The organism is Gordonia sp. GONU, from assembly GCF_024733855.1.
In the GTDB taxonomy this organism is placed as follows: domain Bacteria; phylum Actinomycetota; class Actinomycetes; order Mycobacteriales; family Mycobacteriaceae; genus Gordonia; species Gordonia amicalis.
In genome coordinates, this window is the sequence record NZ_JANRHB010000018.1 from 1 (window position 1) to 21,097 (window position 21,097).

At 67.4% G+C, this 21,097-nt stretch carries 19 protein-coding genes and 1 pseudogene; 2 read left to right on the forward strand and 18 right to left on the reverse strand.

Annotated elements, in window-relative coordinates:
- Nucleotides 1-624: 624 nt before the first annotated feature.
- On the forward strand, nucleotides 625-1,500 hold the full coding sequence (gene mftM / locus NWF34_RS16090; RefSeq protein WP_024497353.1) for a mycofactocin oligosaccharide methyltransferase MftM: 876 nt from the start codon (nucleotides 625-627) through the stop codon (nucleotides 1,498-1,500).
- Here the strand turns inward: mftM and NWF34_RS16095 are convergent.
- The 7 genes and pseudogenes from NWF34_RS16095 to murA all read right to left on the reverse strand — a co-directional run bounded on the left by NWF34_RS16095 (nucleotide 1,493) and on the right by murA (nucleotide 10,199).
- Nucleotides 1,493-2,164 (reverse strand): response regulator transcription factor, encoded by a 672-nt coding sequence (locus tag NWF34_RS16095; RefSeq protein ID WP_024497352.1) that lies wholly within the window; start codon nucleotides 2,162-2,164, stop codon nucleotides 1,493-1,495. The genes mftM and NWF34_RS16095 overlap by 8 nt on opposite strands.
- Nucleotides 2,161-3,546 carry a GAF domain-containing sensor histidine kinase gene (locus NWF34_RS16100; RefSeq protein ID WP_024497351.1) on the reverse strand — a complete coding sequence of 462 codons (1,386 nt, stop codon included), beginning with the start codon at nucleotides 3,544-3,546 and terminating at the stop codon, nucleotides 2,161-2,163. Before NWF34_RS16100 ends, NWF34_RS16095 begins: the two co-directional genes overlap by 4 nt.
- Nucleotides 3,546-4,625: pseudogene (locus NWF34_RS16105) on the reverse strand (iron-containing alcohol dehydrogenase); the annotation flags it as partial. The gene NWF34_RS16100 and the pseudogene NWF34_RS16105, both read right to left, overlap by 1 nt.
- A gap of 166 nt (nucleotides 4,626-4,791) precedes the next feature.
- Nucleotides 4,792-6,333 carry a VWA domain-containing protein gene (locus NWF34_RS16110; RefSeq protein WP_024497349.1) on the reverse strand — a complete coding sequence of 514 codons (1,542 nt, stop codon included), beginning with the start codon at nucleotides 6,331-6,333 and terminating at the stop codon, nucleotides 4,792-4,794.
- A complete protein-coding gene (locus NWF34_RS16115) occupies nucleotides 6,330-7,421 on the reverse strand; it encodes a MoxR family ATPase (RefSeq protein WP_024497348.1) in 1,092 nt (363 codons plus the stop codon). Before NWF34_RS16115 ends, NWF34_RS16110 begins: the two co-directional genes overlap by 4 nt.
- Nucleotides 7,422-7,520: 99 nt before the next feature.
- Nucleotides 7,521-8,792, reverse strand: coding sequence for an NDMA-dependent methanol dehydrogenase (gene mdo, locus NWF34_RS16120; protein ID WP_024497347.1), 1,272 nt, complete (start codon nucleotides 8,790-8,792; stop codon nucleotides 7,521-7,523).
- Between the two features lie 150 nt (nucleotides 8,793-8,942).
- On the reverse strand, nucleotides 8,943-10,199 hold the full coding sequence (murA, locus tag NWF34_RS16125) for a UDP-N-acetylglucosamine 1-carboxyvinyltransferase (protein ID WP_006437302.1): 1,257 nt from the start codon (nucleotides 10,197-10,199) through the stop codon (nucleotides 8,943-8,945).
- 56 nt (nucleotides 10,200-10,255) lie between these two features.
- On the opposite strand from murA, the gene NWF34_RS16130 reads away from it, so the two are divergent.
- The gene (locus tag NWF34_RS16130; RefSeq protein ID WP_024497346.1) at nucleotides 10,256-10,870 is read left to right on the forward strand and encodes a cob(I)yrinic acid a,c-diamide adenosyltransferase; all 615 of its coding nucleotides are present in this window, start codon (nucleotides 10,256-10,258) and stop codon (nucleotides 10,868-10,870) included.
- A 37-nt stretch (nucleotides 10,871-10,907) separates the two neighbouring features.
- On the opposite strand, the gene NWF34_RS16135 is transcribed toward NWF34_RS16130, so the two are convergent.
- From NWF34_RS16135 to NWF34_RS16185, 11 genes are all read right to left on the reverse strand, one after another.
- Nucleotides 10,908-11,366, reverse strand: a complete 459-nt coding sequence (locus NWF34_RS16135) for a DUF2550 domain-containing protein (RefSeq protein ID WP_024497345.1) — start codon at nucleotides 11,364-11,366, stop codon at nucleotides 10,908-10,910.
- A 206-nt stretch (nucleotides 11,367-11,572) separates the two neighbouring features.
- Entirely contained in the window at nucleotides 11,573-11,953 is a 381-nt protein-coding gene (locus tag NWF34_RS16140; RefSeq protein ID WP_024497344.1) for a F0F1 ATP synthase subunit epsilon, read from the reverse strand.
- A gap of 9 nt (nucleotides 11,954-11,962) precedes the next feature.
- Nucleotides 11,963-13,411, reverse strand: a complete 1,449-nt coding sequence (gene atpD / locus NWF34_RS16145) for a F0F1 ATP synthase subunit beta (protein WP_006437298.1) — start codon at nucleotides 13,409-13,411, stop codon at nucleotides 11,963-11,965.
- A gap of 68 nt (nucleotides 13,412-13,479) precedes the next feature.
- Nucleotides 13,480-14,403 (reverse strand): F0F1 ATP synthase subunit gamma, encoded by a 924-nt coding sequence (locus tag NWF34_RS16150; RefSeq protein ID WP_006437297.1) that lies wholly within the window; start codon nucleotides 14,401-14,403, stop codon nucleotides 13,480-13,482.
- 45 nt (nucleotides 14,404-14,448) lie between these two features.
- Complete coding sequence (gene atpA, locus NWF34_RS16155) at nucleotides 14,449-16,077, reverse strand: F0F1 ATP synthase subunit alpha (protein WP_006437296.1); 1,629 nt, start codon at nucleotides 16,075-16,077, stop codon at nucleotides 14,449-14,451.
- Between the two features lie 70 nt (nucleotides 16,078-16,147).
- The gene (locus NWF34_RS16160) at nucleotides 16,148-17,497 is read right to left on the reverse strand and encodes a F0F1 ATP synthase subunit B/delta (RefSeq protein ID WP_024497343.1); all 1,350 of its coding nucleotides are present in this window, start codon (nucleotides 17,495-17,497) and stop codon (nucleotides 16,148-16,150) included.
- Nucleotides 17,498-17,992: a F0F1 ATP synthase subunit B gene (locus NWF34_RS16165; RefSeq protein WP_024497342.1), complete on the reverse strand. Its 495-nt coding sequence runs from the start codon at nucleotides 17,990-17,992 to the stop codon at nucleotides 17,498-17,500.
- Nucleotides 17,993-18,038: 46 nt separating this feature from the next.
- Nucleotides 18,039-18,296: a F0F1 ATP synthase subunit C gene (locus tag NWF34_RS16170; RefSeq protein ID WP_006437293.1), complete on the reverse strand. Its 258-nt coding sequence runs from the start codon at nucleotides 18,294-18,296 to the stop codon at nucleotides 18,039-18,041.
- 83 nt (nucleotides 18,297-18,379) lie between these two features.
- Nucleotides 18,380-19,153, reverse strand: coding sequence for a F0F1 ATP synthase subunit A (gene atpB, locus NWF34_RS16175; protein WP_024497341.1), 774 nt, complete (start codon nucleotides 19,151-19,153; stop codon nucleotides 18,380-18,382).
- The gene (locus NWF34_RS16180) at nucleotides 19,150-19,563 is read right to left on the reverse strand and encodes a hypothetical protein (RefSeq protein ID WP_024497340.1); all 414 of its coding nucleotides are present in this window, start codon (nucleotides 19,561-19,563) and stop codon (nucleotides 19,150-19,152) included. Before NWF34_RS16180 ends, atpB begins: the two co-directional genes overlap by 4 nt.
- Nucleotides 19,564-19,882: 319 nt before the next feature.
- Nucleotides 19,883-21,082 carry an MraY family glycosyltransferase gene (locus tag NWF34_RS16185; protein ID WP_006437290.1) on the reverse strand — a complete coding sequence of 400 codons (1,200 nt, stop codon included), beginning with the start codon at nucleotides 21,080-21,082 and terminating at the stop codon, nucleotides 19,883-19,885.
- Nucleotides 21,083-21,097: the final 15 nt, after the last annotated feature.

The window sequence follows — 21,097 nt, forward strand, 5'->3', positions numbered from 1 at the left end:
GACGGGGCCGAGCGCCACACACAATAAACATCTACATCCATAAAGAATGCACGATGCCAAAATGGCATCAGACAATTCATCATCACACTATCGAGTTCTCAAAGAACACACACCCACCAGATACTCACCCCCACAAGGGCTTTCACCAGCAGACTTTGTCCTGACTTTCCGCGTCAACCCCGTCTCCGGGGCAACTCTTCCAGCCTACCAGACCCGATCCTCAGTCCGCAAATCCGAAGTTTTTCGAACTCAGGGGATCTGGCAACCCCGCACACCTCGTCCAAGACACGAAGTCTCGAACTCGAAGTTCGGGGGCGGTCTGCGCAAAGCCCGGTCTCCACTCCCCGGCCGGACCCTCTCAGGTCTTCCGGGGCGGCGCCGTGGCGCGCTGACTTGAAGAAAGTTACGCAACCGAATCGTCAGGGTCAAATCGCCTGGTCACGCTTCCCCGAGTCGGACATCGCCGCAGGTCACGGGTTGCCGGGCGACACCGAAACGCTCTGTCGCGTGCAGATTCTCGCCGGGCCGGTCACTGTGACGTGCGCCGCAAACCGTCCGTTCGGACAGGTACTCACCCCCGCTCGGACAGTTATGCGCAGGTCAGGATGTTTCTACGGTCGGTCCATGACGACCATCGATCAGTCGACGACCTTCCCGGCTGCGCTTCTCGACCCATCACCCGTACGCGGGCGTGTGCCTCGGGTACTCCGATCCGGGCTCGTCCCCAGGGGGTTCGCCCGCTGCGGGCTCCTGTCGTGGCGTCGAGTGGCCGGCGTCCTCCAGATCGCTCATCCCTTCGACGAGGAGACGATCTCCGACTCGGTGGTCGTCGACGGGCTGGTCTCGCTGGTGGAGGCCGGCGTGTTGTCGGGTCAGGAGAACTTCGAATCCGCGGCGGTGGGCATCATCCGGACCTCCGCAGCCACCTCGGCGGACGCGTGGTCGGCGTTCTACGACAACTCGATCCGCGAACTTCGTTGCGGGGCTTCGGCCTTCGCTCCCGTGCACCGGCGCGCACGCTCACTCGCCACCGGTTCGTCGATCCTCGAGGTGGGCTCCTGCTTCGGATTCTTCGCGCTGGCCTGCGCGATGGACGGGTACGACGTGTCGGCCTGCGACATCTCACCGGGCGCGGTGTCGCTGCTCGCGTGCGCGTCGCGGCGACTCGGTGTACCCGTCGACGCCGTGGTCGGCGACGCGACCGCGCTCCCCTTTGACGACGATTCCGTGGACATGGTCTCGCTCATCCACCTGCTCGAGCATCTCGACGCCCGCGGTGTGGAGGCAGCGCTGTCCGAGGCGCTGCGGGTGGCGAGGCGCCGGGTGGTCGTCGCGGTGCCCTTCGAAGAGGAGCCCAGCCCCCACTTCGGTCACCGTCTCCGGCTGACCGAGAAAGATCTGCACAGCTGGGCGAACAGCGTCGCCCACTCCGGGGCCGAGGTGTTCGTCGACCACGGCGGCTGGCTGGTCCTCACCCCCTCGGACCCGCCGGTCAGATGAGCCCCCGTTTGCTCGCCGTGTAGACCGCATCGGTGCGCTTGGTGACCCCGAGCTTGCGGATGATGTTGCGGATGTGGAACTTCACCGTCGACTCGGAGATGTACAGCGTTTCCCCGATCCGCTTGTTGGACATGCCATCGGCGAGCAGTCGCAAGACCTCACGTTCTCGGTCGCTGAGGGTTTCGGTGGTCTCGGCCTCCCCGGAGACGGTCCGCAACACCACCGCCGCGCTGCGCGGATCGAAGGCACTGCCACCCGTCGAGACGGCCTGGATCGCGCGCACCAGTTCGGTGGTGTCGACATCCTTGACGACGTATCCCCGCGCGCCGGCGCGAACAGCCCGCACCACCAGGTCGTCGTCGAGGAATGTGGTGAGCACCAGCGCCGCGACCTCCGGGTGACGCTGTGCGATGTCCTTGATCACGCGCAGTCCCTCGTATTCGGTACCCGCGGACAGTTTGAGATCGACGACCACCACATCCGGTCGGCACGCATTGACCTCCGCGAGCGCGGCGTCGTGCGAGTCGGCTTCGCCGACCACCTCGACGACGTCCTCGCGTTCGAGGAGCGAGCGCATCCCCTCCCGGAGCAGGGCGTGGTCGTCGACCAGCAGTGTGCGGATGGGCCTGGCCTGCTTACCGGTGCTCGTCTTGTCGGTGCTCACGGCAACTCCCTGGTCGTGGCTCCGGAATCGGACGCGGATGGCGATCCCGCACCCGTCGGCAGGGTCGCGGTCACTCGGATGCCACCCGCCCGTGACCGGCGGATTCGGATCTCGCCGTCGAGCTCGGCGGCCCGCGAGGCCATGTTCGCCAGGCCGCGGTGGCGGCCGGCGGCGAGGTCGCCGAGCGACGCGGTCCGCAGGACGCGCCGCAGATGTTCGGGGTCGCCGACCCCGTCGTCGTCGACCGACAGCGACACCTGCTCCGGCGCATAGGTGAGGGTCACCGTGACCTCGTCGGCCCGCGCATGGATCGCGGCGTTGAACAGTGCTTCCCCCGCGATCCGGAGCAGCGCGTGCTGGACGTCGCCGGTCAGGTCGCGGGAGCGTCCCCGGATGCGGACCGCGGTGGTCAGGTCGGGCGGCATGTGTAGGGAGCACAATTCGGTCAAGACCTCCCGGACACTCGGCGACGGGACGCTCGCGGCGTTGTTGAGCGTGTAGATGAACGCCCGCAGCTGCTCGACCGCTTCTTTCGTGAGACGGCCGGCCATCTGCAGCCGTTCGAGTGCCGCACCGTCGACGAGGTCGCGACACAGCTCGATCTGCACGCCCGCCGAGAGCACCGACTGGGTGACCGAATCGTGCAACTCGCGCGCGATCCGCGACCGCTCCTCGTTGAGGACGGTGGTGCGCATCGCGGCGGACAACTCACGCTGGGCACGCTCGAGCTCATCGTTTCGTTCGGCCAATTCCGCGGCGTGCCGATGTGTTTCGGAGAACAGCTCGGCGTTGAGCAGGGCGACGATCGCCTGGCTGGCCAGGATCCGCAGGACCACGACGTCCGTCGGGTCGACGACGCGCTCGGACGGGGTCCACGCCGACAGGCCGCCGACGACGCTGCCGTCGAGTTCGACCGGGACATGGACGTGGTCGGTGGACAGGATCGGGCGGTGCAACAGCGGCTCGTGGCCGCGCAGGATGTCGTTGAGCCGGTTCAGCACCTGGTCGGGCAGCCCGTCGGGCGGAGAGGCGGTCGACGACCCCTCGAAGGCGTACAACCTGCCGCTGCCGGAGCTGATCAGGTGACGCGGGGCGGATCGCTCCAGGCGTCCGTCGGCGAGCCCGAACACCACCCACTCCGCACCCAGATGGTCACGCGCGGCCTCGACCACCGAGATGACCAGCGCCTCGGGCCCTTCGGCGGTGCGGACCAGCGCCCGCGAGATCCGTTCGAGAGCGCCGACCACCCGGCTCAGCCGGGCCTCTACCCCGCGGTACTGCGCGTAATGACTGCCCTTGACGCTGCGCAGACCGACGAGGCTGTCGAGATCGGACCGGTCGGGCTCCCGTTCGGGGTCGGGCCCCCGCGCGGCGCCGACCATCACAGTGCCGCCGCGTACAGGTCACGAATCCCCGCCGCCTGCGGACGGCGCGGATTCGTGGTCATGCACGAGTCCGCGAGAGCGTGCGTGGTGAGACGATCGAGATCGCCGAGGCGAACGCCCAACGGCTCCAGGGACTCCGGCATCCCGACCCGTGCACCCAGGCCCGCCACGGCATCGGCCAGACGGTCGGCGACCATGCGCGCATTCCCGTCGGTGGACAGGCCGATCGCCCCGGCCAGGTCGACGAATCCGTCGGCGCACACCTCCGCGTTGTAGCGGATGACATGCGGCAGCAGCACCGCGTTGATCGCACCGTGGGGGGCGTCGCAATGCCCGCCGACCGGGTGGCTCATCGCATGGGTCGCGCCGAGGATCGCGTTGGTGAACGCCATCCCGGCCCGCAGCGACGCCAGCGACATCTCCTCCGCCGCGACCTTGTCGAGCGGGTCGTCGACCAGTCGCTCGAGATGCGTCCAGACACCGCTGATCGATTCCAGTGCAAGCGAATCCGTCATCCGGCCGTGCGCGAGCGAGACGTAGGCCTCGACGCAGTGGGTCAGCACGTCCATCCCGACCTGTGCGGTGACCTCGGCCGGCACCGTGGTGAGCAGTTCCGGATCGCTCACCGACAGGTCCGGCACCAGCGACCGGCCGATGATGGTGACCTTGGTGCGGCGCTGGCCGTCGTTGATGATGCAGAACTGCGAGACGTCGGCACCGCTCCCGGCGGTGGTCGGCACGGCGACGAGCGGCGGCAACGGCCGGCGGGCACGATCGATTCCCTCGTATTCCAGGATGTGACCGCCGTTGGCGGCGAGCACCGCGACCCCCTTCGCCGCGTCGATGACCGATCCCCCGCCGAGCGCCACGAGCCCGTCCGCATCGTGCGCCTTGTAGGCCAGGAACGCCGCGGTGACCTCGCCGGCACGCGGGTTGGGCGACACGTCCACGAACGAGGTGGCGTCCAGCCCCGCCGCGGCCAGACCCGACATCAGCTGCGCGTACCAGCGGGTGCCCTCGAGACCGCGATCGCTCACCACCAGCGGGCGGCGCATCCCGAGGCCCGACGTGGCGAGCGGCACCTCGCCGAATGCGCCCGGGCCGAGCACGATCTCGGGGGCGTGGAACTTGGCGACATGACCGGGGCTGCGTCGGCGCGTGCCACCCTGCATCCGTTGACCTCCGATCACCGCGGGCCGATGATGTCGTCGTGCGCCACCGGCATTTTCGACGCTACCCACCTCACCTGAGCGCTGCACCCAGTTCATCACAGCGCGCAAGCATCTCGGCCCCGTCCCGGACGCTGACGACACCGCTGCAGTGTTCGGCGTAGTCGGCCATCGCGCACCCCGTCTGCGACCAGTAGCGCGACGGTTCGGGGGTCACCCAGGCGAGGCGGTGTGCGCGCCGGCCGATCTCGGCGACCAGGTCGGTGCGTGCGTCGAATCCGTTGCTGCGCGCGTCGCCGACGACGAGCACCGAGGTACGCGGAGTGACGAGGTCGCCGAACTCGCCGAGTAGTCCGGCGAACATCCGTCCGTAGTCGCTCGTCGCGGCCAGGTCGAGGCCGTCGGCGGCGAGCACAGCGGCCAGCGCGGCGTCGGCGGACGCCGCCCGGAGCGCGGCGGTGACGCGCACCGGCCGGTCGACGAAGGCGACGACCTCGCACCGGTCGCCGAAACGGTGCAGCGTCTGCGCGAGCCGCAGGATGAACCCGGTGACCGGCCGGACCGACAACGAGACGTCGACCAGGACCAGCAACCGCACGGGGCCGGGCCGCGGACGTCGACGCCACAGTTCGGCCGGCACCCCGTCGGTGGCGACCGCCGCGCGCATCGTGGCGCGGATGTCGAGGGTCCCGCGATCTCCGCGGCCGATCACCCGTCGCGGTGCTCCGCGCATGCGCTGGACGAGCCGGTGGCAGGCACGGTCGATGTCGGCTTGTTCGGTCCGCACCGGGGCCGATCGACCGGGTGCGTCGCCCTCGGTGAGCCCGGCCGCCTCGAGGCGCGCGGTGAACACGTCGACGAACGCGGCCAGGGCACGTTCGAGCTCGATGCGACGCGCGTCGTCGAGGTCGGCGTTCCCCTCCGTTCCGTACGCTCCCCGGGGGTCGTAGGCGTCGAGAGCCGCCAGGATCGCGGCGGCGCCGGTCACCCCCAGGGGTGTGCTCTCCACCCGGGCGGCGGCGCCGGTCAGCTCGCCGACCGACGCCGAATCGGCGGAGTCGATCTCGACCGTGTACGTCACTCCGCCGCTGACCGATCCGCTGTCCGGGTCGACGCCGAGCTGTTCGGCGCCGGCCGACACGGTGAAGTCGTTCTCTTCGCGATGGGCGCTCTCCCCGTGTCGCTCGCCGGCATCGGGGTTGGGTGCCATCCGATCGCCGATCTCGTCGGTGTGCTCGTCGGCGCCGATTCGGCGGGCCGCCCCGTCGAACTCGTCGTCCCAGACGACGTCGTCGGGCAGGTCCGCGGCGGCACCCCGCGGGCGGGGCAGGTCCTCCTCGCGGTCGGGCCCCGTGTCGGCACCCAGGAAGAAGACGTCGAAGGCGTGCTCGAAACCTGCTGTCTCGTAACCGTATTTGACGGAGACACTGCGCAGCGCGGCCCGCAGCACCGCGAGGTCGGCGGCCCCGACGATCGCCAGTGTCCGCCGCACCTCGATCACCTCCGCGGGCGACGCGGCGATCCCTGCACCGCGCAGGACCTGCCCGAACAGAACCGCGACCAGGTCGAGGATCTCGTCGCGGACGGCCCCCGTCGGCGGCGTGCGCACGGTCATCGGCCCGCGCGTACCCCGGCACTGCGGGCCCGCCCGGCCCCGAACGCCCGGGCCGTGACCGACCCTGACGGCGTCGACCCGTCGACACCGACCTCCGCGGCGGCGGTGTCTGCGGGGGGCGTCGACAGCGCATGACGGGCGAGGTCGAGGTCGGTGCCGAACTTGACCAGCACGGAGAGCAACGCGGCGTCGGCCGGACCGGATCCGGGACGGGCGTTCCGTGCCGGTTCGGTGGTCCTGAGATACGACGCCGCACGAGCAGCGTCGATGACCTCCGCGATCGAGGGACTCTTGCGCAGCGGCAGATCGCGGAGTCGCCGGGCGAGGTCGACGACCTCGCCGATGACCTCGTCCTCGATGTCGGGAGCCCGCACCGCGACGATGGCGCGCTCGGTGTCCGGGTCGGGGTAGCCGACCTGGAAGTGCAGGCACCTGCGCTTGAGGGCCGGCGAGAGCTCACGGGTGTCGTTGGAGGTCAGGATCACCCACGGCGACGACCGTGCGGTGAACGTCCCGAGTTCGGGTACCGACACCTGGCGTTCGGCGAGCACCTCGAGCATGACCGCCTCCATCGCCTCGTCCGTACGGTCGATCTCGTCGACGAGGAGCACGGTGGGGGTGGTCGAAGTGATCGCGGCCAGCAGCGGCCGGGCCACCAGGAAGTCCTCGGTGTACACGCCCACCTCGGTACGCGCCAGGGCCGCCGATGCCTCCGAAAGACTTGCCTCCGAGGCCAATTCGATACTGATGCGGTCTCGCAGCATCTGCACGTGGAGCAGTTGGCGGGCGTAGTCCCACTCGTAGAGGGCACGCGAGTCGTCGAGCCCCTCGTAACACTGCAGGCGGATGAGCTCACGCCCCGACGCCGCGGCCAGCGCCTTGGCCAGTTCGGTCTTGCCGACACCCGCCGGCCCCTCGAGAAGCAGCGGCCGGTCCAGCAGCGTGGCGAGGTGCACGACGATCGCCAGTTCCGGTCCGATGAGGTATCCCTGCTCCCCGAGCGCAGCGGTCAGTTCCTCTGCGGAGGCGAAGCGGGCGGTCTCGTCGGCATCCGTGAGGCGGGCGAGGGCGGTGGAGGTGTGCGTCATCGGATCGTCAGACCTTCCGTCGACGGGGCGGTGGACTGGGGCGGAACCCGCGCGTCCGGGAGGGATTCCCCTCCCGGGCACGGGGTTCCGGCCGGGTGATCAGTAGCTGCCGGTGAAGGCGTGCGTCACCATGGGGATCAGCGATTCCACGGTGCTCTCCCGGGGGTTGCCCGGGGTGCACCAGTCGCCCATCATGTGCTCGGCGATGGCGCGGATCTGCTTCTCGGAGGTGTCGATGCTCTCGCCGCGCCCCTCGTACTTACCGGTGTTCATCCGGTTCTTCTCGTAGCTGTTGGTCGACAGCTGTCCGAAGTTGTCCGGGATGCCGAGGTCCTTCGAGAGGCGGATGGCCTCCTCGACCGCGGCGTCGGCGGCCTGGACGGTGGTCATCGTGGAGGTGTCGACGCCGAGCAACGCGGCGATCTCCGCGTAGCGCTCGAAGCGGGACGGCAGGTTGTACTCCCACACGCGCGGCAGCGCGATGGCGTTGTTGAGTCCGTGGTGGCTGTCGTAGAAGGCGCTCACCGCATGGGACAGGCTGTGCACCAGCCCGAGACCACCCGAGTTGAATGCCTGCGCGGAGATGTACTGGGCGTACATCATGCCGGTACGGGCCGCGAGGTTACGCGGGTCGTAGACCGCGGTGCGGAGGTGATCGCGGATGAGCTCGATCGAGTACTTGGCGTTGCCGAGCGACGGGGCGAAGTCCAGGCGCGAGACGTACGGCTCGCTGGCGTGGGCGAGCACGTCGAAGCCGCAGAAGGCGGTGAAGTGCTCGGGGCACGAGTAGTAGAGCAGCGGATCGTCCATCGCGAGGTCCACAAGACAGGTGTCGTCGAACGCCACCCACTTGTGCGGATTGTTCATGTCCGAGGTGTCGGTGATGACGTAGGCCCAGGAGGTCTCCGAGCCGGTGCCCGCGGTGGTGGAGACCGCGATGTGCTTCGGGTTCTCCTTGTTGGTGGCCTTGGAGAAGCCCTCGAACTCGTTGATGTTGCGGCCGTCGTGGGCGATCACCATCCGGGCGCCCTTGGCGGCGTCGTGGCTCGACCCGCCGCCCACCGAGATGATGCCGTCGCACTTCTCCGACTGGTACAGCGCCGCGGCATCCATGACGTTGTAGTCCTTGGGATTGGACTCCACCTGGTCGTAGAGCACCACGTCGACGCCCTGGTACTCGATCTTGCCGATCAATTCCTCGATGATGCCCGAACCGCGGAGGCCGGTGGTCATCAGCAGGGCACGCGTGATGCCCAGTTCCTTGGCCTCGACACCGAGCATGTCGTGCGCACCGACACCCAGCTTCGCCTTCGGGAACGGGTGGAACTCCTTGATCGGGAAATCCCAGATCTGGTTCAGCTCAATGGCCATGGGGTGAACTCCTTGTGACGGTTGGGTCTGTCACAACGAGAATGTCGCTCAGATCACAACGCCCACAAGGGGTCCTGACCCTCGGCGGGCAGGGTCGGTCCATCAGGACGGGGGTACCACCTGTCCGATCGGACAGGTGGGGCCGACATGTCAGTCGGTGACGCGCTCGATCTCGCCGCCGAGGCTGCGGAGGATCTCGACGAAATGCGGGTAGCCGCGATCGATGTGTTCGACGTCGTGCACCTCGGTGACGCCGTCGGCGACGAGGCCGGCGAGCACGAGGCCGGCGCCGGCACGGATGTCCGAACACCAGACCGGTGCGCTCGAGAGTCGCTCGATACCGCGGATGACGGCGTGGTGGCCGTCGGTGCGGGCGTCCGCGCCCAGGCGCACCATCTCCTCGACGAAGCGGAAACGGGCCTCGAAGACGTTCTCGGTGATGACGGACATGCCCTCGGAGATGGCGGCGAGTCCGATCGCCATCGGCTGCAGATCGGTCGGGAAACCGGGGAACGGCAGCGTCGAGACGTTCACCGCGACCGGCCGGCTGTCGTGGCGCACCCGGAAGCCGTCGCTGAAGGTGTCCACGCGGGCACCGGTGTCGACCAGCTTGTTGAGGACCAGCTGCAGGTGTTCGGGCTGCACACCGCGAACCGTGACGTCACCGCGCGTCATCGCGGCAGCGATACCCCAGGTCGCACCGACGATGCGGTCCCCCACCACCCGGTGGGTCGTCGGATGCAGCCGGTCGACGCCGTTCACCGTCAGCGTCGACGTGCCGGCGCCCTCGATCTGGGCACCCATCTGCTGCAGCATCACGCAGAGGTCGACGATCTCCGGTTCGCGGGCCGCGTTGTCGATCGTCGTCTGGCCCTCGGCCAGGACGGCAGCCATCAGGATGTTCTCGGTGGCCCCGACGGAGGGGAACTCGAGCGCGATGGGAGCACCGACGAGGGCGTCGGCTTCGGCCACCACGCAGCCGTGCTCGATCGAGCTCGTCGCTCCGAGAGCACGCAGGCCCGCCTGATGCATGTCCAGGGGTCGCGAACCGATCGCGTCACCACCCGGCAACGCCACCACCGCTCGATGACACCGGGCCATCAGCGGTCCGAGAACACACACCGAGGCGCGGAACTGACGGACGGCGGCGAAGTCCGCATGGAACTTCGGTTCGGCGGGGGCCGTGATCGTCACGGTGTCGCCGTCCATCTCCACGACGGCACCCAGACCACGTACGACATCGGCCATCAGCGGGACGTCTGCGATCTCCGGCGCGTTGGTCAGCACCGTCGTGCCCTCGGCCAGCAACGCTGCCGCCATCAGCTTCAGCACGCTGTTCTTGGCGCCACCGACAGACACCTCACCGGACAAACGTGCCCCGCCCGACACCAGAAACCGATCGCTCACGCCTGCCACCTTATCCGCCGCCCCCCGGCGCTCATCGCACGCAGTACATTCAACGCATGGCCGTTCATCTGACGAGGATCTACACCCGCACCGGCGACGACGGTTCGACCGGTCTGAGTGACTTCTCGCGCGTCCCCAAGACCGATCCGCGCGTGGTCGCCTACGCCGACTGCGACGAGGCCAACGCCGCGATCGGCATGGCACTGGCCCTCGGCGGCGACGTACCCGAGGACATCGCCGCCGTGCTGGCCACGGTGCAGAACGACCTGTTCGACGCCGGTGCCGACCTGTCCACCCCGATCGTCGACGACCCCGAATACCCGCCGCTGCGCATCGCCCAGGAGTACATCGACGCCCTCGAGGGCTGGTGTGACGACTTCGGCGCCGACCTACCGCCCCTGGACTCGTTCATCCTGCCCGGCGGAACACCGCTGGCGGCCCTGCTCCACCAGGCGCGGACGGTGACCCGCCGCGCGGAGCGTTCGGCGTGGGCCGCGGTGACCGCCCACCCCGACGACACGAGCGTCCTGCCGGCGAGATACCTCAACCGGCTGTCCGACCTGCTGTTCATCCTGTCGCGGGTGGCCAATCGGGCACCCGACGGCACACTCGGCGACGTGAAGTGGGTTCCGGGCGGCAACCGAGCACGACCAGCCACTCCGGAGAACTGATAGCCCGGAACGGGAAATCCCGCTCCGACCGGCGGGATCAGGCGCTCTTGCGCCGTTCTGAACGCGCGGACTGCCGAGACTCCAGCCACGACTGGAACGCGGTGACCGCACCCGGGCCCATCGCGAGCTCGTAGCCGTCCTTGCCCTTACCGGTGATCGGGTTCTTGCCGGAGGGCTTCACCTGCAGAATCAGCATGCCCTCGAGGATCTCGGTCTCCGTCCCCTCCGGGCGGCGTCGGCCGGTGATCTCGATGCCCTGCCGGACAAGGGTGACGTTCGGTCCGGGACGCAGGGACGCCAGGCGGTAGTAGCGCAGCGAGTCATCGCTGTAATGCGCCGTCCCGTGACGCCAGCCGTGGTCGACCTCCGCCGGGATGGTGCGCAACAGGATGGGGGTGCCGACGCGCCTGAGCTGCGCCAGGCGGACCGCGAGCAACACGCACACGATGACGGCGACCGCCAGCAGCACACTGAGCAAGACGACCGGCAGCGACATCACCTACTCCTTCGTGCAGTCTCCGCGTATGTCCGGACGACCGTCGGATTTCCAACGAGGAGGACCGACGCCGTGACACGACTTGCGAGACAGGGGCTGTGGAACACAGCATGCCAGATCGCCCACACCCGACGCGAAACGACCTCGGCCGGCCACCGGATGGAAATCCGATGACCGGCCGAGATGACCGCCGCGAATGCGGGGTGTTACTTCGAAAGCTGCTGTGCCGCAGTCAGACGCGCGTGAGCACGGTGGTACTCCGGCGAATCCGCCTCAGCCCGCTCGAGCGCGGTCTTCTCCGCATTGATGTCGACGTCGTCGGCCCAGTCGGCCGACTCCGCCAGCACCGTGACGGTCTCGCCGGTGACGGACAGGAATCCGCCCTCGACCGCCGCCGCGCGGCGATTGCCGTTCTCTTCGACGATCACCACGTAGCCACCCGGGACCAGTTGGCCCAGCAGCGGCTCGTGATTGGCCAGGACTCCCAGCTCGCCGACGGTCGTCTGCGCGATCAGGAACGTGGCCTCGCCCGAGTACAGGCTCGAATCCGCGGAGACAACCTCCACGTGGAAGGACTTCTCAGCCATGGATTACCGCTACTTTCCGGCGATCTTGGCGGCGGCGGCCTCCACGTCGTCGAGTCCACCGCAGCTGTTGAACGCCTGCTCGGGCAGGTGGTCGAACTCGCCCTTGGCGACACGGTCGAATGCCTCGATGGTGTCCGCGAGCGGGACGACCGAGCCCTTCTGACCGGTGAACTTCTCGGCGACCAGGAAGTTCTGGCCGAGGAACTTCTGGATACGGCGAGCACGCTGCACCGTGACCTTGTCCTCTTCGGAGAGCTCGTCCATACCGAGGATGGCGATGATGTCCTGCAGCTCCTTGTACTTCTGCAGGATTCGCTTCACCTCGTTGGCGACGCGGAAGTGCTCGTCGCCCACGATCGAGGCCTCGAGGATGCGCGAGGTCGACGTCAGCGGGTCCACAGCGGGGTAGATACCCAGCTGCGAGATCGGACGCGAGAGCTCGGTGGTCGCATCGAGGTGCGCGAAGGTGGTCGCCGGAGCCGGGTCGGTGTAGTCGTCGGCGGGGACGTAGATCGCCTGCAGCGAGGTGATCGAGCGGCCCTTGGTCGAGGTGATGCGCTCCTGGAGCTCGCCCATCTCGTCGGCCAGGGTCGGCTGGTAACCCACCGCGGACGGCATACGGCCGAGGAGGGTCGAGACCTCCGAGCCCGCCTGCGTGAAGCGGAAGATGTTGTCGATGAACAGCAGCACGTCCTGGTGCTTCACATCGCGGAAGTACTCCGCCATGGTCAGCGCCGACAGAGCCACGCGCATACGCGTGCCCGGCGGCTCGTCCATCTGGCCGAACACCAAGGCGGTGTCCTGGAGAACGCCCATCTCCTCCATCTCGAGGTGGAGGTCGGTGCCCTCACGGGTGCGCTCACCGACGCCGGCGAACACCGAGGTGCCGGAGAACTCACGCGCGATACGCGTGATCATCTCCTGGATGAGGACGGTCTTGCCGACGCCCGCACCACCGAACAGACCGATCTTGCCGCCCTTCACGTACGGGGTCAGCAGGTCGATGACCTTGATGCCGGTCTCGAGGATCTCGGTCTTGCCCTCGAGCTCGTCGAAGGCCGGCGGCTTGCGGTGGATGCTCCACTGCTCGCCGTCGCGACCCAGGCCGGGGCTGTCGAGGCAGTCGCCGAGGGCGTTGAAGACGTGGCCCTTCACGACGTCGCCGACCGGCACGACGATCGACTTGCCGGTGTCGGAGACGGACGCGCCGCGGACCAGGCCGTCGGTGGGCTGCATCGAGATGGTGCGCACCAGGTTGTCACCGAGGTGCTGAGCGACCTCGAGGGTCAGGGTCTTGGCGACCGAGGAGAGAGTGACCTCGGCGTGCAGGGCGTTGAACAGTTCGGGGATCGAGCCCCGCGGGAACTCCACGTCGACCACGGGGCCGATGATGCGGACAACCCGCCCATCGGCGGAACCCGCCGACTGCGCGGAGGGGGTTTCTACTGCTGCGGTCATGGTGCTTGGGTCACTTCCTCTTGATCGAAGTATTGGGTCTCGTCGTCGTGCTTGGTCGGCGCATCCGGCTAGTTCGCCAGGGCGCTCGAACCGCCGACGATCTCGCTGATTTCCTGGGTGATCTGAGCCTGGCGGAGCTGGTTGGCCTCACGCGACAGCGTCTTGGCCAATTCCTCGGCGTTGTCGGTGGCCGCCTTCATGGCGGTACGGCGAGCCGCAGACTCCGACGCGGCCGAATCCAGCAGCGCCGCGTAGACCCGCGTGGTCACATACTTCGGCAGCAGAGCGTCGAGAAGGGTCTCGGCGCCCGGCTCGAAGGTGTAGTTGCGCGACGGCTTGTCGTCGGAGGAATCGGTGTCCTCCGAGACGACCAGAGGCGCCACGCGACGAACCTCCGGCACCTGCGACAGCATCGACTGGAACCGGGTGTACACCAGGTGCAGTTCGTCGACACCCTCGAGGCTGCCGTCCCCACCGGGACGCTCGACCTCGACACCCGAACCCGCCACGAACAGGTCCACGAGGAACCCGGTCGCGGTGGAGGCGTCGGAGTACTTCGGCGACTCGGAGAAGCCGGTCCAGGAATCCTCGACGGTGAGGCCGCGGAAGTTGAAGAATCCGACGCCCTTTCGGCCCATCACGAACAGGACGGCTTCTTTGCCCTCGTCGCGCAGCAGCGAGATGAGTTCCCGCGTCGCCTTGAGGACGTTCGCGTTGTAACCACCGCACATGCCGCGGTCGCTGGTGACCACCAGGATCGCCGCACGCTTGGGGTTTTCACGCTCGGTCAGCAGCGGGTTGTCCAGTGTCCCCGCGTGACTCGCCAACTCGGAGAGGACCGTGGTCATCTCTTCCGAGTACGGCTTGGCCGCGGCGACACGACCCTGGGCCTTGGTGATGCGCGAGGTCGCGATCAGTTCCTGAGCCTTGGTGATCTTCTTGGTCGACTGGACCGACCGGATGCGTGAGCGCAGCTCACGAATGCTGGCCACGAGCCCTCACCCCTTCCTTAGCGCAATGTCCGTTGACGTCTGAGATCACTTGCGGATCTTGATCTCTTCGTTCTCGACGTCCTCGGCATCCATTGCCTCGGCCTCGGCCTCGTTGACCACGCGCTTGCCGTCGTGGGTGAGGTAGCTGTTCTTGAACTTGTTGGTCTCGGCGACGAGGGACTCCGCCTGGTCGTCGGACAGCACCTTGCCGCCGGCGATCGAGTCGTAGACACCCTTGGCTGCGTGATGCAGGTGGCTGAGCAGCTGCGTCTCGAAGTTGCGGACGTCGTCGACCGGGACCGAGTCGTAGTGACCCTCACCGCAGAGGTAGATCGAGACGATCTCGTCCTCGACGGAGAAGGGGCTGTACTGGTCCTGCTTGAGCATCTCGACCCAGCGGGCGCCGCGCTCGAGCTGAGCCTTGGACGCATCGTCGAGGTCGGAGGCGAAGGCCGAGAAGGCTTCCAGCTCACGGAACTGTGCGAGCTCCAGACGCAGCGAACCCGAGACCTTCTTCAGGCCCTTGGTCTGAGCGGCACCACCGACACGCGACACCGAGGTACCGACGTTGATGGCGGGACGGACACCCTTGTTGAAGAGGTCCGACTCGAGGAAGACCTGACCGTCGGTGATCGAGATGACGTTGGTCGGGATGAACGCCGAGACGTCGTTGGCCTTGGTCTCGATGATCGGCAGACCGGTCATCGAACCGCCGCCCATCTCCTCGGAGAGCTTGGCGCAACGCTCCAGCAGACGCGAGTGCAAGTAGAAGACGTCACCGGGGTATGCCTCACGACCCGGCGGACGACGCAGCAGCAGCGAGATGGCGCGGTAGGCCTCGGCCTGCTTGGTCAGGTCGTCGAACACGATGAGGACGTGCTTGCCCTGGTACATCCAGTGCTGGCCGATGGCCGAACCGGTGTACGGAGCCAGCCACTTGAAGCCGGCCGAGTCAGAGGCCGGGGCCGCGACGATGGTGGTGTACTCCATCGCGCCGGCCTCTTCGAGAGCGGTCTTGACGCCGGCGATGGTCGAGCCCTTCTGACCGATCGCGACGTAGATGCAGCGAACCTGCTTGCTCGGGTCGCCGGTCTCCCAGTTGGCCTTCTGGTTCAGGATGGCGTCGATGCAGACCGCGGTCTTTCCGGTCTTGCGGTCGCCGATGACCAGCTGGCGCTGGCCGCGGCCGATGGCGGTCATCGCGTCGATGGCCTTGATACCGGTGGCGAGGGACTCCTCGACCGGCTGGCGCTCGAGCACCGAGGCGGCCTGGAGCTCGAGGACGCGCTGCTCCTCGGCCTCGATGTCACCGAGGCCGTCGATCGGCGCACCCAGCGGGTCGACGACGCGGCCCAGGAACTTGTCGCCGACGGGGACCGAGAGCACGTCGCCGGTACGGCTGACCTGCTGGCCCTCTTCCAGCGACTCGTAGTCACCGAGGATGACGGCGCCGATCTCGTCCTCGTCGAGGTTCAGGGCCACGCCGAGCACGCCGCCCTCGAACTGCAGCAGCTCGTTGGCCATCGCGCCGGGCAGTCCGCTGACGTGCGCGATACCGTCCGATGTGTCGGTGACGATGCCCACCTCCTCGCGGGAGGCATCGGCATCGAACGATGAGACATACTGCTCGATCGCTCCCTTAATCTCGTCTGGTGAGATCGTCAACTCCGCCATTGGTACTCGTCTTTCTTGCTCAGTCCGGCTGGTGTTTGGGGGGTATTCGCTGGATGTGGTCGGGCAGGGTCTAGCTGGGCAGGCTCTCGGCCGCCTTCGCCAGGCGTGTGGCCACATCGGCCTCGATCACCTCGTCGCCGACGGCGATCCGGAGGCCGCCGAGGATGTCGGGATCGATCTCGGTCTGCACCGAGATGGTGCGTCCGTAGATGGTGCCGAGCACGGAGGCCAGACGCGTGGTCTGGGACTCCGACACCGGGGCTGCCGAGACCACGTGGGCCACGGACTCGCCACGGCGTGCCGCCGCCAGCTCGGCGAGCTGATCGAAAGCCACATCGGCCGGCTGGCCCTGTAGCAGTTCGACGGAGTGGGCCAGCAGGATCCAGGACAGTTTCCCGACCTTCTCCCCCACCAGCGAGCGCAGCAGCTCCGCGCGCTTTCCACCATCATGGCTGTGGTCGGAGAGCAGCGAGGCCAACTGCGGGTTCTGGTCGATCAGTCGAGCAACGGAGAACAGTTCGTTCTCGGTCTGCTCGATGACTCCGTCACGCTCGGCGGCGGCCAGCACGATCAGTGCGTTCTGACGACGCAGAGCGGCGGAGAAGTCGGCCGACGACGACCAACGCTGTTTCACCGCGGCACTCAGGACCTCGACCACGATCGGCGAGACCTTGCCGCCGAAGAGGTTCTCGACCAGCTTGACCTGGCCGGTGGTGTTGTCCTCGTCCTCGGTGAGTCGCTTGCGCAGCACCGGGTTGGTGTCGAGCAGGCGGATGACCTCGGTCAGCTCGTCGCTGGCCTTCACCAGGGCGTCGCTGTCGAGCGACGACGCCGAGGAGTCGAACGCCGACGAGACGGCGAGAGCGGCCTCCCGGCTCGTGGCGCGCATCGAGTGCAGGCCGATCAGGTCCACGCGGCGGGTGACCAGGTCCGAGGGCCCGCCGGCCGACATGGACTCCAGTTCCTCGATGACCCGGTCGATGCTCTCCGACTGTGCCTTCGAGTCCGCGAGGTGGGACCGGACGAGCTTGGACGCCCCGTCGATCGCGGTCAGACCGAGATCGTTGCGCAGCGACCGCACCAGCGAGGCGCGGTTGAGCTCGGTCTGCGAACGACCGTGCTCGGTGATCCGCTTCACCTCGGAATCGATCTGGGCGACGAGATCCTGCTTGATGTTCTCGGCGTCCCGGACCGCGCCCTTGTGCAGCTCCTCGGCCTCGGCCTTGGCCTCTGCCAGCGCTCGCTCATGAGCGGCCTGTGCATCGGCGACCCGGGCCTTGGCTGCCTCGCTCTCGGTGACCTGCTCAGCGATGGCTTCCTTCTGCGCGGTCACCGCCTTCGAGAGCACGGGTCGCACGAACTTCCAGAAGAGGAAGACGATGATCGCGAGCCCGATCAGGTTTCCAATGACGATGTCCACTTACTTCACCGTTCCTGTCGACTCGTACGCCGCCGACTGCGAGGACGGCGACACATTGGTACCGAGCACACGGCTCGCGAGCACGGCCGACAACGAGTCGACGTCGCGACGAGCGGTCTCCGCGGCCCGCTCTCCTTCCGCCTTCAACTGCTCGGCGGTCTTGGCGATCGCAGCGTCGGCTTCTGCCGTGGCACGCTTCCTTGCCTCGGACAACTGCTCGTTGCCCTCGGCACGTGCCTGATCCCGAATACCGGTGGCGTCCGCCCGCGCCTCCTTGAGAGCGGCCCGGTATCCGGTGTCGGCATCCTCGTAGCTCGCCGCAGCGGCCCGGTTGTCCTCGGCGGTCTTCGCGACCAGGGCCTCACGGTCCTCGAGCACCTTGAGGATCGGCGGCACGACCATCGTCCGAATCACGAGGAAGACGATGACGAAGATGGCCAGGCACACGAAGAACGTGCCATTGGGGATGAGGAAGTTTCCTGCGGCGAGATTCATTGTGCGGATGTTCCCTTGATCCTTGGGACCCGGTCAGCGACCGGGATTAAGACTGGCCGGTGATCGGGGTGGCGAAGACGAAGAGCGCCATGAACGCCAGGTTGATGAAGTACGCAGCCTCGACCAGACCCACAGTGATGAAGAACGGGGTGAACAGGCGGCCCTGTGCCTCGGGCTGACGTGCGATGCCCGCGATCAACTGAGCGCCGGCGAGGCCGTCACCGATACCGGCACCGATCGCGCCGCCACCCATGATGAGGCCGCCACCGATCAACGCACCCAGACCAATCAGATTGGGATCCATTGAGAACTTTCCTTTCGGGTGAAACTGACACTGCACGTGTCAGGTCTTTGCTCCCGGCGCGGCAGACACCGGCCGGGTTCGTACTAGTGGTGGTCTTCGTCCAGCTCCATGGCCTGACTGAAGTACAGGACCGTCAGCAGCGAGAAGATGAACGCCTGGATCAGGCCGACGAACAGGTCGAAGGACTTCCAGAGTGCATTCGGCGCCCACATGATGTAGGCGGGCATCAGCGCGATGAGCGCAACCATGATGCCGCCGGCGAACATGTTGCCGAAAAGACGGAGGGAGAGCGAGACGGGCTTGGCGATCTCCTCGATGATGTTCACCGGGGCGATGGCGACCGAGTGTCCCTTCACCAGCTTCACCGGGTGACCGATGAGACCGCGTCGCTTGACGCCTGCCGCGTGGTACCAGACGAAGACGAAGAGTGCGAGCGCGTAGACGAAGTTCGCATCGCTGGCCGGCGGCTTGAGCCATTCACTGGTGCCGTGCTCGGTCCCGTACTGCGACGGGATGATCGACAGCCAGTTGGCGACCAGGATGTAGGTGAACAGCGTGACGGCCAGCGGCAGGACGAAGCCCGCGATCTTCATGCCGATCGCGCTCTCGATCTGGTTGCGCATCTGGACAGTGATGACCTCGAAGTACAGCTGAACAGAGTTCGGCTTGTTCGAGGTCATCTTGAAGCGCACGAAGAAAGCGAGGGCGATGACGATGACCGCCGCAACGGCACTGCCGATGACCGTGTCGAGGTTGACGGTCATCCCGAACCACTCGACCTCGATGTGGTGGCCGACCTCGATCGCCGACTCTGACGACTCCTCTGCCGACTCGGCCAGGTAAGACAAGACGGTCATAGCTGCTTACGAAGTCCTTTCATCACCGGAATCACCGTGCTCAGCACCAGGATGACCTGGCCGATGGCGAGTCCGAACATCGCGCCCAGCCCGTCGGGCCGGACCAGGAAGGCCGCCACCAATGCGAGGAGCGTGATAGCCCCGAGGCGGTATGCCGAATTGAGAGCGAGCAGTTTTTTACGGGGGTTCTCTGCGGTCGCCACGTTGTCGACCGCGCGGATGACCAGCTTGGTGTTGACGAACACCAGCACGACACCGGCGAGGAAGAACACGGCGAACCAGGGGTGGCCCAGAACGACGGCGAGCACACCCACCACGACGGTCGCAACCGCCGCGATGATCCCGGGCCGGACGAGACCGGTCGGGGCAGCGGGATAGTACGACGTCGAGTCGGGGACGGTGGTGCTCATTCGCCTCTCCTCAACTAGGGGATCCTCTAACCCGCAGGCACAGGGCAACGCGCGTGCGATCAGCTGGTATGGCCGAACGTAAGCTCGCGGTTTTCTGTGACACTACCAACACCGGATGACGCGCAGCCCAGGGGGTGTGCACCTCGCCGGGGAGGTGGAGCGCCGACGGCGTCACGGCGTTCGCCCTCCGGAGCTCCGAAGTGCCACCCGCCAGACCGACGTCGACCTACTACACGAGATAGTACACGAGTTTTACTGTCCCCTTACCAAGGGGCTGTCAGTGCTGGATGCGCCTCGCGCACAGCGGCATACGCGCACGTCAGCGGAAGGCTTTCGTCGCGGTGCGCAGCTCCGCGAACCGGCGATGCAGACGAGGCGCCATGGTCACCAGCAGCGCCACCACCAGACCCGCCCCGAACATCGGCGCGACCACCGAGAGGGGGAACAGCGTGCTCGCCGCGGCGGAGAACGCCAGGACGCCCACCCAGAGATAGATGATCAGCGCGACGCGCCGCTGGGAGTGTCCGAGCTCGAGCAGCCGGTGGTGCAGGTGCATCTTGTCGGGGGTGTAGAAACCGACGCCCGCCCGCGTCCGTCGGATCACCGCGAGGAGCATGTCGAGCATCGGGATGAAAACCACGGCCGCCACCAGGATCAGCGGTGACAGCAGGGTGAAGATGTCCGCCGGTCCGTAGGCGTTCACCGCGATGCGACCCGACGCGCTCGTCGACGCGGCGGCCAGCATCAGCCCGATCAGCATCGCACCCGAGTCGCCCATGAAGATGCGGGCGGGCGAGAAGTTGTGCGGCAGGAATCCGAGGCAGGCGCCGGCGAGGGCGACGGCGATGAGCGCCGGCGGATAGTAACTGACGTCACCGCCCTGGTCGCGGAGCAGACCGAGGGAGAACATGCAGATCGCCGACGCGGCGATGAGTCCCAGCCCGGCAGCCAGACCATCCAGGCCGTCGACGAAGTTGATCGCGTTGATCGTCGCCACCGTGACGGCGACCGTGAGCAGGCCAGCCTGCAGTGGATCCAGCACGAGGGTCCCGATGTCGGCGAACGGCACCGGCACCTGGATCCAGGAGATGCCGAGGAGCACCAGGACCCCGGCGGCGGTCAGCTGTCCGACGAACTTCGTCAGGGCGTCCAGACCCCACCGGTCGTCGACGACACCGACGAGGACGATCACGGTCCCCGCGGTGATGACCGCGGTCAGGTCCGTGGTGTAGGCGAAGCCCCGATTGAGTGCGGGCAGGTTGGCGGCGAGCGCGATACCGGCCACCACCCCGCCGAACATGCCGAGGCCTCCGAGTCGCGGGGTCGGGATGACATGGACGTCGCGCACACGCGGCACGGCGACCGCACCGGCCTTGATCGCGAACACCCGCACTGCCGAGGTCAGCAGATACGTCATCGCGGCGGCGGTGAGACCGACGAGCAGCAACTCGCGCAGCGGGACACCGGCCCCTCCCCCGTCGGTCGCGGCCGCGAGCACCACCGGGGCGGCCTCGATCATCGGCTCACCACCCGG

Bases quoted from the DNA above. Each gene is read 5' to 3' on its own strand.
- NWF34_RS16135 (WP_024497345.1), bottom strand. From the start codon at position 11,366: ATGTCGCTGCCGGTCGTCTTGCTCAGTGTGCTGCTGGCGGTCGCCGTC.
- atpA (WP_006437296.1), bottom strand. From the start codon at position 16,077: ATGGCGGAGTTGACGATCTCACCAGACGAGATTAAGGGAGCGATCGAG.
- mftM (WP_024497353.1), top strand. From the start codon at position 625: ATGACGACCATCGATCAGTCGACGACCTTCCCGGCTGCGCTTCTCGAC.
- mdo (WP_024497347.1), bottom strand. From the start codon at position 8,792: ATGGCCATTGAGCTGAACCAGATCTGGGATTTCCCGATCAAGGAGTTC.
- atpB (WP_024497341.1), bottom strand. From the start codon at position 19,153: ATGACCGTCTTGTCTTACCTGGCCGAGTCGGCAGAGGAGTCGTCAGAG.
- atpD (WP_006437298.1), bottom strand. From the start codon at position 13,411: ATGACCGCAGCAGTAGAAACCCCCTCCGCGCAGTCGGCGGGTTCCGCC.
- NWF34_RS16180 (WP_024497340.1), bottom strand. From the start codon at position 19,563: ATGAGCACCACCGTCCCCGACTCGACGTCGTACTATCCCGCTGCCCCG.
- NWF34_RS16115 (WP_024497348.1), bottom strand. From the start codon at position 7,421: ATGACGCACACCTCCACCGCCCTCGCCCGCCTCACGGATGCCGACGAG.
- NWF34_RS16140 (WP_024497344.1), bottom strand. From the start codon at position 11,953: ATGGCTGAGAAGTCCTTCCACGTGGAGGTTGTCTCCGCGGATTCGAGC.
- NWF34_RS16170 (WP_006437293.1), bottom strand. From the start codon at position 18,296: ATGGATCCCAATCTGATTGGTCTGGGTGCGTTGATCGGTGGCGGCCTC.
- NWF34_RS16130 (WP_024497346.1), top strand. From the start codon at position 10,256: ATGGCCGTTCATCTGACGAGGATCTACACCCGCACCGGCGACGACGGT.
- NWF34_RS16165 (WP_024497342.1), bottom strand. From the start codon at position 17,992: ATGAATCTCGCCGCAGGAAACTTCCTCATCCCCAATGGCACGTTCTTC.
- NWF34_RS16110 (WP_024497349.1), bottom strand. From the start codon at position 6,333: ATGACCGTGCGCACGCCGCCGACGGGGGCCGTCCGCGACGAGATCCTC.
- NWF34_RS16100 (WP_024497351.1), bottom strand. From the start codon at position 3,546: ATGGTCGGCGCCGCGCGGGGGCCCGACCCCGAACGGGAGCCCGACCGG.
- NWF34_RS16185 (WP_006437290.1), bottom strand. From the start codon at position 21,082: ATGATCGAGGCCGCCCCGGTGGTGCTCGCGGCCGCGACCGACGGGGGA.